Annotated in this window: 11 protein-coding genes; 2 read left to right on the top strand and 9 right to left on the bottom strand. The window is 44.7% G+C overall.

Annotated elements, in window-relative coordinates; all coding sequences use genetic code 11:
* Positions 1–168: 168 nt before the first annotated feature.
* From CLV25_RS10365 to CLV25_RS10355, 3 genes are read right to left on the bottom strand one after another with little or no spacing between them, the layout of a single operon-like run.
* Entirely contained in the window at positions 169–2,979 is a 2,811-nt protein-coding gene (locus CLV25_RS10365) for a M16 family metallopeptidase (protein WP_131839579.1), read from the bottom strand.
* A 36-nt stretch (positions 2,980–3,015) separates the two neighbouring features.
* Entirely contained in the window at positions 3,016–3,222 is a 207-nt protein-coding gene (locus tag CLV25_RS10360) for a helix-turn-helix domain-containing protein (RefSeq protein ID WP_131839578.1), read from the bottom strand.
* A 1-nt stretch (position 3,223) separates the two neighbouring features.
* Positions 3,224–3,856 (bottom strand): DUF2975 domain-containing protein, encoded by a 633-nt coding sequence (locus CLV25_RS10355; protein WP_131839577.1) that lies wholly within the window; start codon positions 3,854–3,856, stop codon positions 3,224–3,226.
* 1,833 nt (positions 3,857–5,689) lie between these two features.
* On the opposite strand from CLV25_RS10355, the gene CLV25_RS10350 reads away from it, so the two are divergent.
* The gene (locus CLV25_RS10350; RefSeq protein ID WP_131839576.1) at positions 5,690–6,415 is read left to right on the top strand and encodes a hypothetical protein; all 726 of its coding nucleotides are present in this window, start codon (positions 5,690–5,692) and stop codon (positions 6,413–6,415) included.
* 458 nt (positions 6,416–6,873) lie between these two features.
* Here the strand turns inward: CLV25_RS10350 and CLV25_RS10345 are convergent, their stop codons facing one another.
* The 6 genes from CLV25_RS10345 to CLV25_RS10320 all read right to left on the bottom strand — a co-directional run bounded on the left by CLV25_RS10345 (position 6,874) and on the right by CLV25_RS10320 (position 12,593).
* Complete coding sequence (locus CLV25_RS10345) at positions 6,874–7,575, bottom strand: CPBP family glutamic-type intramembrane protease (RefSeq protein ID WP_131839575.1); 702 nt, start codon at positions 7,573–7,575, stop codon at positions 6,874–6,876.
* Between the two features lie 118 nt (positions 7,576–7,693).
* On the bottom strand, positions 7,694–8,449 hold the full coding sequence (locus CLV25_RS10340) for a CPBP family intramembrane glutamic endopeptidase (RefSeq protein WP_131839574.1): 756 nt from the start codon (positions 8,447–8,449) through the stop codon (positions 7,694–7,696).
* A complete protein-coding gene (locus CLV25_RS10335; RefSeq protein WP_131839573.1) occupies positions 8,449–8,967 on the bottom strand; it encodes a hypothetical protein in 519 nt (172 codons plus the stop codon). The genes CLV25_RS10340 and CLV25_RS10335 overlap by 1 nt, the downstream gene beginning before the upstream one ends.
* Positions 8,968–9,143: 176 nt before the next feature.
* Positions 9,144–9,899 (bottom strand): succinate dehydrogenase/fumarate reductase iron-sulfur subunit, encoded by a 756-nt coding sequence (locus tag CLV25_RS10330; RefSeq protein WP_131839572.1) that lies wholly within the window; start codon positions 9,897–9,899, stop codon positions 9,144–9,146.
* Between the two features lie 16 nt (positions 9,900–9,915).
* Positions 9,916–11,859, bottom strand: a complete 1,944-nt coding sequence (locus CLV25_RS10325; RefSeq protein ID WP_131839571.1) for a fumarate reductase/succinate dehydrogenase flavoprotein subunit — start codon at positions 11,857–11,859, stop codon at positions 9,916–9,918.
* A 47-nt stretch (positions 11,860–11,906) separates the two neighbouring features.
* A complete protein-coding gene (locus CLV25_RS10320; RefSeq protein ID WP_131839570.1) occupies positions 11,907–12,593 on the bottom strand; it encodes a succinate dehydrogenase cytochrome b subunit in 687 nt (228 codons plus the stop codon).
* Between the two features lie 248 nt (positions 12,594–12,841).
* Here CLV25_RS10320 and CLV25_RS10315 point away from each other — a divergent pair, with 248 nt between their 5' ends.
* Positions 12,842–13,639, top strand: a complete 798-nt coding sequence (locus CLV25_RS10315; protein WP_131839569.1) for an alpha/beta fold hydrolase — start codon at positions 12,842–12,844, stop codon at positions 13,637–13,639.
* The last annotated feature ends 140 nt before the right edge of the window (positions 13,640–13,779 follow it).

Genomic DNA, 13,779 nt, shown 5'->3' with positions numbered 1-13,779 from the left:
ATATTGTTTTTTTTACTCAAAGCCTTGCTTTTGTTATTTTTTTGAGCAGTGCATTGCTTTTGGGAGGAAGCGGTATCCTAAACGTAAAAAACCCTGACGGTATTTCTACCGCCAGGGTCTGCCCTAATAAACTTTGTATAGTTTTATAAAAATATATGGATTTTCTTTCTACTTTTTCTCAACGCCCTTCATAATCACATCAACTTCGTTCTTCTGAGCAAGAAGCTTTGCGGTGAATTCCTTGATGTCATTTACAGTAATGGCCTTAATCTTGGCATCGAAACCGTTTTGGCGGTCGATTCCCCAGGTATAGTATGCGTCAATTGCGTTTAACCAGTGGCTGTTGCTGCGTTGAGCTTCGCCGTAGTTCTTTAGCATGTACTCCTTAACCTTATTAAGGCTTTCCTCGGCTGGACCGCTCTTAACGATTTCGTCTAATCCTTGCTTAACCTTGGCAAGCAGCTTGTCGATTTGCTTAGGATCGGTATCGAACATAACATATAGCGAGAAAGATCCGTATGGATAGTTATCAACGCTTCCTCTTACGTCAACGCCGTAGGTTCCACCCTCATCCTCGCGGATTGTTTTGGTGTAAACAATATCCATAATCTGGTCGAGCATGCTCATCTTAATTCTATTCTCGATAGTGTAGTCGAGCTTGCCGGTATACATGGTGAAGACCGTAGCTTTAGGAGTTTTCATCTCCTTTTCGAATTGGTTCTTGTACTCTCCCTTGCGGGTATACATCTTCACGTCGCGGAAGTTCTCCTTCTTAGGATTGCCCGGTAGCGATGCGATGTACTGCTCAACCATTGGCTTAAGGGTGTTCATGTCTACATTACCTACGAAGGTAAAGGTGAAGTCGCCCATGTTGGCAAAGCGTTGCTTGTAGATCTCCATGATACGCGCATAGTTAACCTTGTCCATCATGGCAGCGGTTAGGCGCTGTGCACGAGGGTGATTTCCGTACATTGCAGAGGTTAGCGAGTCGCTGAAAGCGGTCATTGGGTGCGCTTCCCTATTTGCTAGCATTGCCTTTGCACGTTCGATATACGATTGGAATGCTTCGTTATCTACGCGTGGTGCTGCAACGGTTAGGTAGGTAAGCTGCATCATCGATTCTATATCTTTTGGCGAGCATTGGCCGTTTAGGCTTTCGCTATCGTTGCCAACCGAAGCCTCTACGCTTGCTTTCTTGCCGGCAAGTATTTTTGGAAGATCGGTAGCGCTAAAGTTACCAACGCCACCTACCGAGATAACCTCGTTAAGCGCTTTAATGTTGATTGCATCATTGTCGTCAACCAGCGATGATCCTCCCTTAGAGGTTGCGGTGAAGATAATCTCATCCTCCTTAAAGTCGGTCTTCTTTACCAACACCTTAGCCCCGTTCGAAAGGGTCCAAATGGTTTCGCCAAACTTGCTGCCCTTCTCTTCCTTAACTACCTTTCCGGCTTTTGGAAGCTCTTTGATAAGCGGTTCGTTTGAAACCTTGTCTACGTAAGCGGTGATGTTTTCTGAACGAGCTTTGTTGAATGCTGCGATTACCTCATCGGTAGTTGGATAGGTTAAGCCATCCTTTTTAGGACCGCTAATTGCAATTGCAACGTTCTTTTCTCCAATCATCTCGGCAGCAAACTTGTTAACCTGCTCTACAGGAAGCATTTTTGCTACTTGTTGGAATATTTGGTATTCGGTTTCGATTCCGGCAATTGGGGTATCGTTAAGGAAGTTCTCCAAGTACTGGTTTACGTAGTAGCCATTCTTTTGCTTTTCGCGATCCTTAAACTGGTTCTCTACTTGGCGAAGGAAATCGCTCTTTGCTCTTTCGTACTCGCTTGCGGTGAAGCCAAATTTGCGTACGCGTTCCGATTCGGTAGCTATTGCCGTTAGCGCATTCATTGCTTTGCCCTCCGAGCTAGCTCCGTAGATGGTGAACGCATCTTTTGTATTTGCAATAAAGAAATTTCCGTTATCTCCCTGTGCATAAACAAATGGAGAATTTGGCTTTTGGGCAATCTCCCCAAAGCGGTCGTTCAGCATCTTTTGTGATACTTGGCATAGGTAGTAGTTAACCAGATTTGCTGCCGTTGGGCGAAGCTCCTTAGGCATTTGGTCGCGCTTAAAGAAGAGCATGATCTGGGTATTGGTAGCTTCTGGGTCGGTTGCAATGCTCACAATAGGAGAGTCGTTATCCTTAACCAAGAATTGGGTGCGCTCGGCAGGGTTTACCGGCTTTGCGATATCGGCAAACATAGCCTTAATCTTAGCCTCTACCTTATCTACGTCGATGTCACCAACAATAACAAGGCCTTGAAGGTCGGGACGGTACCACTTGTGGTAGTAGTCCTTTAGCTCCTGATACTTAAAGTTGTCAATAACCTCCATGGTGCCAATTGGCATTCTATTGGCATACTGGCTTCCTTCGAATAGGGTAGGAAGCATCTGGTCGAAAATGCGCATTTGAGCGTTGGTGCGGGTTCTCCACTCCTCGTGGATAACGCCACGCTCGTTGTCGATTTCCTTATCCTCTAGCGAAATGAAGCTCGACCAATCGTGAAGGATAAGTAGGCAGCTGTCAACAACGCCTTCGCGTGTTACAGGTGCATTGGCAATATTGTAAACGGTTTGGTCGAATCCGGTACCTGCATTTAAGTTTGCGCCGAACTTAACGCCGATTGTTTCCAGGTAGTTAATCATCTTTTTCCCTGGGAAATTCTTTGAGCCGTTAAAGGCCATGTGCTCTAGGAAGTGCGCCAACCCGCGTTGGTTCTCCTCTTCGAGTATGGAGCCCACCTTTTGGGCAATGTAGAAGTCTGCCTGTCCCTTTGGCTCTGCGTTGTGGCGGATGTAGTAGGTTAGGCCGTTATCTAGCTTCCCTACGCGTACCTTGGGGTCGGTAGGTAGCGGTGGCATTTGCTGTGCCAGCGCTGGTAGGCTTAGCAGCGCTACCATCAGAAGCAAGAAAATGTTCTTTTTCATAAAAAGCATGTTAGTGAATATTAATTGTGAAGAAAACTATTCCGGTTGATACTCCAGCAGGTCGCCCGGCTGGCAGTCGAGCTCCTTGCATAGCATCTCCAAGGTGCTAAAGCGGATGGCCTTGGCCTTGCCCGTTTTAAGGATGGAGAGATTTGCCTGAGTAATTCCCACCCTATCGGCCAGCTCGCCCAGCGAAACCTTACGCTTCGCCATCATTACATCGAGATTTACTACTATTGGCATATCAGATGGTTAATTCTTGTTCTTCTTTAATGCGGTTGGCCACCACCAGTATTTCGGCAAACACCAGCAGCATTAGCCCTACCACGATTTGGGTGCACGAGAGGTCGACCACCATCTCGTAGCCTTTTACCTGTGCCACCGACTTTATGTAGTGCAGATCGACGTACTGCGAGCCGATAAATACGGCTTCCTTAACGATTAGCAGGATTCCGATTGCCCTAACGCGGATTAGGTTGCGGCGCGTAAGCACGTTGCCCCGACCCAGCGACGCTGTTATCTTCCAAATAAGGATAATAAGCCAACCAATTATACCTAATGTAAGCACCGCCATTGTTGTATCGGATACAAGCTTCCCGATGGGCTTTTGGCTGTTGTGCAGAATAACCGTTGCCTCGTTGATGGTGGCTAGCGCTTCCGAGCCGTTGGTGGTTGCCACCTTAAGCTCGCTTCTGCTTTCCAAGGGGCGTAGCGACACAAAGTAGAGCTCCGTCGAAGCGTTTTTTTGCTTGCCAAGCTTTGCCGAACGTACCCCCTCCTTAAATCCGCTAACGAAGTCGGTAGATAGGGAGACGATAAGCAGTAGTGCGATTACCACATTTAGCAGACGTACCCGTATCAGCAGCTTCTTATCCATAAACGATACTTATTTATCGAAATTCGATATGCAAACATATTACAATATTTTTGTTTTTCAAGAAATATTTACTGTTTTTCGATAAATGATTTTTGTCTTTTCATTGGTGAGACTTTACATTTGGCTGTTGGCTAATATTTTATAACGACATCGATGCTTTTCGGCTTTGGGCTGCTTTATTTTTTTGAGGTCATAATTTCAATTCCAATTCTTTGTAGAATCCTTTTGTGCTCACCCATCCGTTTAATTTTTAATGTAGAGTGGGGCAAAATCGAATAGGAAGTGGCTGCGGCTGGCCTATTGGGGCTAATCTGATTGTAGGGCTTCTTATTGGGCTTGCACTCCTTTTAGGGCTATGCCATTAGCTTAAGCATGTTGCTTTATCGGCGCTGTCATTCCTGGCTTGTCCCGGAGCCCTTAGTTCGGGTCGCCAATCGAAGGCTAAATCCGATTGATCCTAAGAACGCGCCCTTCGGATACAGGAATGTCGCTTTTAAGAATCCTTCTTTCATCAAAGAGGCCGATATTAAGAAGTTAGTATGCCGTAGCACAAGGCATATCCCCCGCAGGCGGGTGGCAATATTGCTAAGCTAAGCATAGAGCTCAATCAGCGCTATCATTCCGGTCTTGTCCCGGAATCTAATCGAGAATTCAATGGATTTAAAAAGGCCCCAACTTCTCGGGATTTCCAACCTTTGGTCTGCTCATTAGATTGGCTACGCCGAACTATAGTTTGACTACGTCGATCTAAAGATTCCGTGACAAGCATGGGATGACACTTCCAGGGAACGTCTTTCCTTTACTTAACGACATTGCTTACAGAGGTAGGGGCTGTAAAATGTGAGTTTATGGAGAAATATGATGTTTTAGTCAACTCTACGCTACCCTAAATCCACTACCTAAGCCCTGCCAGCGGGGGACAACCTTCGATAAAGAGTGGTACCATTACCTAAAAACGAACGCCCTGCCTTCGAACAGCCATTAAATTGCATAACAAGCACGGGATAACACTCCGAGGAAGGGCGATATGCCTTAAGTAAATAGCATTGCCCTTTAAGAAGGCATCTGGTCGCCTTTCTTGCAGGAGAAAAAGCTTAGGGAAAGCCTACCCGCTGATGTCGGGAGCAAGTGCATGGCATTTCGCTGAAAAATGGTAAGTTCTAGCCCTAGCCGCAGCTCTCTATTCTTTATCAACAGCGTTTAAGGTAAGGTTGGTACCATCCTACGGGAGGTTTTAGGCTTTTAAACAAAGAATTCCAAACTAAAAGTACGATTGTCACCGCCTTACGGTAGGCTAAATTGGCTTAGTAGAAGGTTTTCTCCCTTTAAAAGAAAGTATGCGAAGCTTAATGTATGCTAAATACTTTCGAAAGATTCCACTAAATTTCGGAAAGATTCCGTTAAGCTTCGGAAATGTTTCGTTAAGGCATGCAAAATCCTCATTAAGCGCAGAAATCTGCCATTAAGCCTGGCAACGGGCTATTAAAGAGCAATAACGTCCCATTAAGCTCCGGCAGGTATTAGCTAAGCTTCGTTTGCCTTATGCTATGCTGATTAAAGTTGGTAGTTAACCTGGCTACCTCTTGCTGTTACGTGGTTGCTTCCCATTAGAGGTGCTGCACATGGCGCATTAGGAGGGAGATGGACTAAAATAGGTACAGAATAAAAGTTAAATAATATTAATATGTATTGTGCGATATTTTAACTATTTACTAACTTGTATGCATGCTTGGTTAGGGTAGCCAAACAGCTTGTAAATGTGTCTTAACCACGCTGCTAAGCAGGATTAGCCGATATTCTGCATAATTACCACTCAGTAAAACATTAATACTGATGCCTAAACTACTAAATCGCAACTATGCGATGTCGGATAACGACATGTTAACGGAATCGAAAACTAAAGTAGAGCTTGCTAAAGGTGACTTAGAGTCGCTAAAGAAGGTAGAACCCAGCTTAACGCAGGAGCAGCTCGAACAGTGGGACGCTAACATCGATGCCTGTCTAAACGATTACACCAGCTTGGAATCTAAAGCCGCCATCACGATTGCAACCCAAAAGGTGAACGACCTAATGGAGCACTGTAAGGGCGAGATGCAAATCTTCTACTTTCATGTAAATCGCGAGTTTGCCAGCAACGCTGCAGCCGCTATCGAATTTGGTGAACGCGGAATTGAAAATGCCCGCAAAAGCCCGGAGAAGATGATACGCCAGATTAGCCTGGTTACAACGGTTGCCGAAAAGCCGGAGTATAAGGAGAGGCTGAGCAAGCGCCTACCCGTCGGATTTATGGAAAACCTAGGCGCAAGCAAGCTGAAGCTAAATGAGGCAATGGTACAGCAATCGGTTGCCAAAACTACACAGCCTGCCGACACCGAGGAAAGGATCGCCAAGTTCAACGCGGTATGGAACTTTACCCGTAACATAAGCGAAATAGGGAAGATTGCCTTCCGCGATAGCTACGCCAAGCAGCAGCAGTACAACCTTTACGATGCCCCTGCGGCAAAAAAGGATGCTGACGATCCGGCAAAGGCATCGGCTCCGGAAGCTCAGGAGGAGTAGCCCTACACAATGACTATTTGTTTTTCTTAAGATAAAAATTTACTCATTGCTAACCCCCAATACCGAGTGCGCTTGGTGTTGGGGGTGACTTTTACATCTTTAAAATTACCACGGAACAAATCTGTCGTAAAGAGCAACCAGAATCGTTATAATAATAAAAATTACCCCCCTTTTTACTTTTCGTTTTAGCTCGATGTTTTGCTGTCTTAATTTTTCTTCATTCATAAGCTCTTTTACTTTAAGTATCCTACAATAATGTGTACGGAATAGTATATTATAAGCATAAACACATATGCTTTAATAATGGCATTGGCTATTTTTAGCCGTTTGTTTTGCTTTTTAAGTTCTTCAACGTTATCCATGTTGGTTCTGTATTAATAATTAGAGCTGGCAAGCCAGATAAAATAAATGCACCGTCTTATGTTTTTTGTAACGCATATTTGTTCTAAGCTGATTGGTTAATTGTGGAAGAATTCAGAAAGCATAAAAGAATTCATTGCTGCATGCAGTACAAAGCCATAAAGAAAACCGGCACGTAATCTTACGTAGTAGAAAAAATAAGCAGATATCAGGATGCTACCAATGGAGAAGAAGTAGCTGCCCATGTGGGTAATGCTAAACTCACCGTAATTTCCGATATGCAGTAGGGCAAACAGCAATGCGACTGAATGAAGTAGCGTCTTACCATGCTTCTTCTTTAAGGCATCCAGCTGTTCCTGAGTAATTTTTTGACGAACAAAAAAAGCTACGCTTCCCATTAGAATAACAACTCCAACAAATAAATACCAATTGCCCAAGACGAATGAGATTAGGAGTACAAGAATAGGCAGCCCAACTAAGACATGGCCGCGCTTAAAGGAGAAAGGGAGCCTGAAGGCAGCCTCTTCCATAAATGGTCCGATTATGCAGCCGTAAAATAGAAGAAATGAAGGTCCAATTTCTTTAGCAATAGAGGCTAATCCATTGTCATAGGCCTGCCATGTTTCCAAATGGCTTTTACTTCCTGTAAAATAGATGTAGAGCATTTGTAGTGCTGCATTAGCCAGTAGCAGTACAACTAGAATACCTAAAGAGCCTAGTGTAAAACGCGCTTTACTGCGCCAACCTTCTACCATAGGCTTGTCGTATGGAGACAGAAGAAAGCTGAAGAATTCTTTCATTGAAGTTGTATGTTTATGTTGTTGATAATGGATTACTAATAAGTAAATGCTTTGTTTGTGATCTTTATATCCCGATAGGGAATTGGCATTAGCTATTCCAAATCGGGATAATGCATTGTTATGGATACTCCTCGTTTCTCGCAAAAGCGAGCTGCGCCCGTTTAAAGATAAATGGTAGGGTAATAAGCGAAAGGACGAGTAACGAAATTGCTACAATACTGTTGTTGACCTCCCACTCTTCTCCAAGGTAGATTGCACCACCAACAGCAACCGCGTTGTTGATAAAGTGAAGAACTATACCAGGAATTACGCTTCGAGTTCTGTAGTAGAGCCAGCCGAAGAGTAGTCCTATCACAAACGCTCCCGGTATCTGTGCCGGGTTGAAGTGTATGATTCCAAAGATGAGCGCCGAGATGATTATGGCCTTTACTGGGCGGTATTCCTCGAGCAGCAGCTTGGTGATCATTCCCCTAAAGATGATCTCCTCGCCAATAGGGGCAACAATTACGGCTGCAATAATGGTTGCAGCAGAGGTAAAGTCAACATTCATCCAATCGAAGACGTTGGGTAGCGGTACGTACTCATTAAAAATGCCAATTAGGACAAAAAGGAGCAGGAATAGGATAAAGGTATAGCCTACCTGAATGCCAGAAAGGTTGTACGAAAAGTCGCTACGCTGCATGTACCTCTTTCGGTAGCCGTAGTAAATGGTTATTGCGGTTGCAATGGCTATTCCAAGACTGGTTGTTATGCCGCTAATTTCGTTTTTGGGAAAACCAACCACCTCGAAGATGAGGCCAACCATACTTAAAGGTACACCAACAACTAAGGAGAAAAGGATGTTAAAGGCGAGTAGCTTAAGAGATCTGTTCATTAGAGATTTTTGATTAGTGTTAGTACAAAAGATCCCTGCACATTGTCAGCGCACAGGATATAAAGGTAAACCAGCAGATTTCGGAGAATGAGAACGGTTGTCACGGCCCAATAGGCTGCTTTTTTACCCTGCTTACAGTAGCCATAGTAGCAAAGGCAAAGTACCACACCCATTACCATAGAGTTTAGGATATGACCGGATGTCGAAAAGGTTATAATGGCGAATACTAGTGCAGGGGCACCTGCCGTACGCTTACTTTTAAGGCTATTGGGCGTACTATGGTTTACGTTGGGGGCAAACAGAAAGATGAGCGAGAGCACCAGTGGCGCCACAATACAGGTAAGAACGAAGGTTAGAAGCGGATTGTGAGCAGCTGTTTCTATCCAATCTCCCTTTAGGTAATCGACTGGCGAATAGGGCAACCCTACCAAAAGGAATAGCAGCAAAAAGAGCATTACATACGGAGTAAACGGGAGTTGTTGTACGCGAACTATGCATCGGAGGACAAAGCGGTTCATTCCTATTATGGTTTAGATATTTTGAAAAATTATAGTTAATCAATAATAGTAGTAGGTCTTCAGTATAAGGCAATATTTCTGATAACAAAAGTAGTTTTTTTTAAATGCCAAGATCCATGAAAACAAAAAAAGCCCCGCAAATGCGAGGCTTTTTCTATGATTTGTTTGGCTAAAGCTTACTCAGCAAGCTTAGCGCAAAGGAATTCGCGGTTTAGGCGAGCGATGTGCGAAATAGAGATGCCCTTTGGACATTCTGCCTCGCAAGCACCGGTGTTGGTACATCCACCAAAGCCCAGCTCATCCATTTTAGCCACCATGCTTTTTGCACGACGTGCGCCTTCGATCTTTCCTTGAGGAAGAAGGGCTAGCGACGATACGCGAGCCGAAACGAATAGCATTGCAGAGCCATTCTTGCAGGTTGCAACGCAAGCACCGCAACCAATACAGCTAGCTGCATCCATGCTTTCGTCTGCTTTCTCCTTGCTAATTGGAATTGCGTTACCATCAGGAATACCACCGGTATTTACGGTAACGAAACCACCTGCTTGAAGAATCTTATCGAAAGCTTGACGGTCTACAACAAGGTCCTTAATTACAGGGAAGGCAGCCGAACGCCAAGGCTCAATGGTAATGGTATCGCCATTCTTGAACTTACGCATGTGAAGCTGGCAAGTGGTGATGTCATCGTCTGGTCCGTGAGCGCGGCCATCGATATATAGCGAGCACATACCGCAAATACCCTCGCGGCAGTCGTGATCGAATGCGATAGGCTCTTTTCCTTCGTGAATAAGGTTGTTGTTAACGATGTCCAACATTTCTAGGAACGAGCTTTCGGTCGAAATGTCGTTCACCTTATATGTTTCAAATCTTCCTTTGCTTTTAGCATCGGCTTGGCGCCATACCTTAAGCGTGAGATTTAGCTTGTTTTCCATGATTGTTCTCCTCCGATTACTCTTTATAGTTACGTTGTGCCACCTTAATGAATTCGAAGTTTAGTGGCTCTTTGTTAAGCTCTGGCTTTTGGCCTTCGCCGGTGTACTCCCAGCAAGCAACGTAGGTGTACTCTTCGTCGTTACGCTTAGCTTCTCCCTCTTCGGTTTGGAACTCTTCGCGGAAGTGACCACCACACGATTCGTTACGGTTGTAAGCATCGTAAGCCATAACCTCGCCCATTTCAAGGAAGTCGGCAAGGCGTAGAGCTTTTTCGATTTCTGGGTTGAAAGAGTTGTTGGTTCCTGGAACGTAAACGTTCTTCCAGAACTCTTCGCGAAGCGCTTTAATACGCTCAACCGCTTGCTCAAGACCCTTTTCGTTACGAGCCATACCCACTAGATCCCACATGATGTGGCCTAGCTCCTTGTGTAGCTCGTCAACAGTCTTCTTACCCTTAATGCTGAATAGCTTTTCGATTCTAGCCTTAACAGCTTTCTCTGCTTCTTCGAACTCTGAGGTGTTGGTGTTTACCTTAGGAGAGGTAATCTCGTGCGATAGGTAATCGCCAATGGTGTATGGAAGGATGAAGTATCCGTCAGCAAGACCTTGCATAAGCGCAGATGCACCAAGACGGTTTGCTCCGTGATCTGAGAAGTTTGCCTCACCGATAGCGTACAATCCTGGGATGTTGGTCATCAGGTTGTAGTCGCACCAAAGACCACCCATGGTGTAGTGAACCGCTGGGTAGATCATCATAGGCTCTTCGTAAGGATTTACGTCGGTAATCTTCTCGTACATTTGGAATAGGTTACCGTAGCGAGCTTCGATGGTCTTTTGTCCAAGACGGTTGATAGCGGTAGAGAAATCTAGGAATACGGCCAAACCTGTTTCGTTAACACCGAAACCAGCATCGCAACGCTCCTTAGCAGCACGCGAAGCAACGTCACGTGGTACAAGGTTACCGAATGCAGGGTAACGACGTTCTAGGTAGTAGTCGCGATCCTCTTCTGCGATAGAAGAAGCCTTGATTTGCTTCTTGCGAATCTTCTCTACATCTTCCTTCTTCTTTGGAACCCAGATACGGCCATCGTTACGAAGCGACTCCGACATAAGGGTTAACTTCGACTGTTGGTCACCGTGTACTGGAATACAGGTTGGGTGAATTTGGGTGAAGCAAGGGTTAGCAAACATTGCGCCCTTTTTGTAAGCTTGCCAAGCAGCCGAACCGTTAGAGTTCATAGCGTTGGTCGAAAGGAAGAATACGTTTCCGTAGCCACCAGTTGCAAGAACAACAGCGTGTGCTCCGTGACGCTCGATTTCGCCGGTTACAAGATTGCGGGTAATGATACCACGAGCCTTGCCATCAATGATAACTACATCGAGCATTTCGTGGCGAACGTACGACTTGATATTGCCACGAGCAATACCCTTGTTAAGGGCAGCGTAAGCACCTAGTAGAAGTTGCTGTCCGGTTTGTCCCTTAGCGTAGAAGGTACGAGAAACCTGAGCACCACCAAAAGAGCGGTTGTCAAGTAGTCCGCCGTAATCGCGAGCAAATGGAACACCTTGAGCAACGCATTGGTCGATGATAGCGCCGCTTACTTCAGCCAAACGGTAAACGTTGGCCTCGCGAGCACGGTAGTCACCACCCTTAATCGTATCGTAGAACAAACGGTAAACCGAGTCGTTATCGTTTTGGTAGTTCTTAGCAGCGTTGATACCCCCTTGAGCCGCGATAGAGTGCGCACGACGTGGGCTATCAGAGATGCAGAATACCTTTACATTATATCCAAGGTCGGCAAGAGAGGCAGCTGCAGAAGCACCACCTAAACCGGTACCAACAACAATAATGTCTAACTTTCTTTTGTTTGCGGGACTAACCACTTTAATGGCAGCCTTATGATTTTTCCACTTGTCCGCCAATGGGCCAGCTGGAATCTTAGAATCAAACTGTTTCATATCGTAATCTTTTTTTCTTTTCAATTTAGAACGATTGCTCGATCGAATTAAGCATCAAGACCTAAAAGGAAGAATAGTGGGATGATAGCAAAACCTACAGCAACGATAGTTGCGTATGCATAGGCAACTGCCTTCCAACGTTTAATCCAGATTTGGTTGTTAAGTCCAACAGTTTGGAATGCGCTCCAAAAACCGTGGGTTAGGTGGAACCATAGGGCAATTATCCATACAACGTAAACAACAGAGTAAATTGGGTTGCGGAATAGCTCAACAACTAGACCGTAGGCATTTTCCATCATAACTCCATCAACGTCAACCTCGGCCAAAAGTGGCGATCCGGTAAACTTGATCTTTACGAAGAAGTTGGCAAGGTGGATAGCCAAGAACCCAAGCACGATAACACCAAGTACGAACATGTTACGAGAAGCAAAGGTTGCATTACCTGATTGGTTGTTTACGGCATATCTTACTGGGCGAGCTTGCATGTTGCGTAGGGTGATGGTGAAAGCCCATACGATGTGAAGCAGGAATCCAATAGCCAATACAGGTTCAAACACCTTGATTAGAGGGTTTGTAGCCATAAAGTGAGCGCCTAAGTTGAACAGTCTTCCCGTGTTGTCGAACATTAGAAGAGAGTTTACTCCGAGGTGCACCAATAGAAACACGATTAGGAATAAACCGGAAAGACTCATTACCAGTTTTTTCCCAATAGAAGAACTAAAAATGTTACTCATGTCGGAATTATTTGTTTTAAAAAATCGTTCAGTTTTGCACATTTATAGCAAGTTACGTTGGTTGTATCCCGCCAAATAGAGCTACGCAAAAGTACCCCGTTGTTTATCAATTAACAAAAGAAATAGCCTCAAAAAACAGTTCCCCATGGCAAAAAACCTTAATTTAAATCGATTCTAGAATAGCACAGTTAACTGTAAGTTGTGGTCCATACTTTCGAATGGCGTATATTTGCACAAAAAATTAGCTTATGGAAAAGTTCGTGATGTTTGGTGATACTCCTTTGTTTTACATTGATGAGGGACGAGGGATTCCGGTTATGCTGCTACATGGCTATCTCGAGTCGTCGCTTGTGTGGGACGATTTTGCTTCAAACCTTAAGCGGACTAATAGGGTTATTCGCTTAGACCTTCCGGGTCATGGGCTGTCGGGAGAACATGGAGATGTTCACACCATGGAGTTTATGGCCGATGCGGTTCGGCATGTTCTTGCGCTGGCAAATGTAAATAAGTGTATTTTGGTGGGCCATTCGATGGGGGGATATGTTACCCTTGCTTTTGCAAAGAAGTATCCCGAATTGCTTAATGGTTTTGTGCTCTTTCATTCAACGCCTAATCCAGATTCTGAAGAAAAGCGGGCGCTGCGGGATAAGGAGATAGAGCTGTTGAAGGAAGATAAGCTCGAACTCATAGCACGTACAACGGCTCCTAACGGTTTTGCGCGCGACAATCGTAAGCGTTTTGCCGATTTTATAGATGAATGTGTAGAGATGTACAGCGTAAACGAAAAGGCTGGTGTTATAGCAAGCCTTAATGGGATGAAGATACGCGAGGATATGAATGAGTTTGTTGCGTCAACAACTATTCCCCATATGTTTGTTTTTGGCATGAAGGACTTTTACATAAGTTGGGAGGTTGCCGAAGGTTTAATGGCAAAGTTTCCAAAGGCCGAGACGCTAGTTTTAGAGAATTCAGGCCATATGGGATTTGTTGAAGAGCCTAAAAAATCGCTAGAAGCCATAGTGGCTTTTGCTGAGAAGTGCGCATAAACTTGCATTAATGGCAAAAAAAAGGGCGCAAATGTCTTTTTTTGATGCGATTTTTTGATAACACATTTTAATACTTAGAAGATTTTGTTAAATTTGCAGCAGGGATTAGTGTTTAGTGATCCTTGGTTCTAATCGATTAT

The organism is Acetobacteroides hydrogenigenes (genome assembly GCF_004340205.1).
Taxonomy (GTDB): domain Bacteria; phylum Bacteroidota; class Bacteroidia; order Bacteroidales; family ZOR0009; genus Acetobacteroides; species Acetobacteroides hydrogenigenes.
Note: the sequence above shows the minus strand (reverse complement) of the source record. Positions and strands in the feature narration are given on the sequence as shown.

Excerpts from the sequence above, each read along its gene's own strand:
- CLV25_RS10365 (WP_131839579.1), bottom strand. The coding sequence starts at position 2,979 with ATGAAAAAGAACATTTTCTTGCTTCTGATGGTAGCGCTGCTAAGCCTA.
- CLV25_RS10360 (WP_131839578.1), bottom strand. The coding sequence starts at position 3,222 with ATGCCAATAGTAGTAAATCTCGATGTAATGATGGCGAAGCGTAAGGTT.
- CLV25_RS10355 (WP_131839577.1), bottom strand. The coding sequence starts at position 3,856 with ATGGATAAGAAGCTGCTGATACGGGTACGTCTGCTAAATGTGGTAATC.
- CLV25_RS10350 (WP_131839576.1), top strand. The coding sequence starts at position 5,690 with ATGCCTAAACTACTAAATCGCAACTATGCGATGTCGGATAACGACATG.
- CLV25_RS10345 (WP_131839575.1), bottom strand. The coding sequence starts at position 7,575 with ATGAAAGAATTCTTCAGCTTTCTTCTGTCTCCATACGACAAGCCTATG.
- CLV25_RS10340 (WP_131839574.1), bottom strand. The coding sequence starts at position 8,449 with ATGAACAGATCTCTTAAGCTACTCGCCTTTAACATCCTTTTCTCCTTA.
- CLV25_RS10335 (WP_131839573.1), bottom strand. The coding sequence starts at position 8,967 with ATGAACCGCTTTGTCCTCCGATGCATAGTTCGCGTACAACAACTCCCG.
- CLV25_RS10330 (WP_131839572.1), bottom strand. The coding sequence starts at position 9,899 with ATGGAAAACAAGCTAAATCTCACGCTTAAGGTATGGCGCCAAGCCGAT.
- CLV25_RS10325 (WP_131839571.1), bottom strand. The coding sequence starts at position 11,859 with ATGAAACAGTTTGATTCTAAGATTCCAGCTGGCCCATTGGCGGACAAG.
- CLV25_RS10320 (WP_131839570.1), bottom strand. The coding sequence starts at position 12,593 with ATGAGTAACATTTTTAGTTCTTCTATTGGGAAAAAACTGGTAATGAGT.
- CLV25_RS10315 (WP_131839569.1), top strand. The coding sequence starts at position 12,842 with ATGGAAAAGTTCGTGATGTTTGGTGATACTCCTTTGTTTTACATTGAT.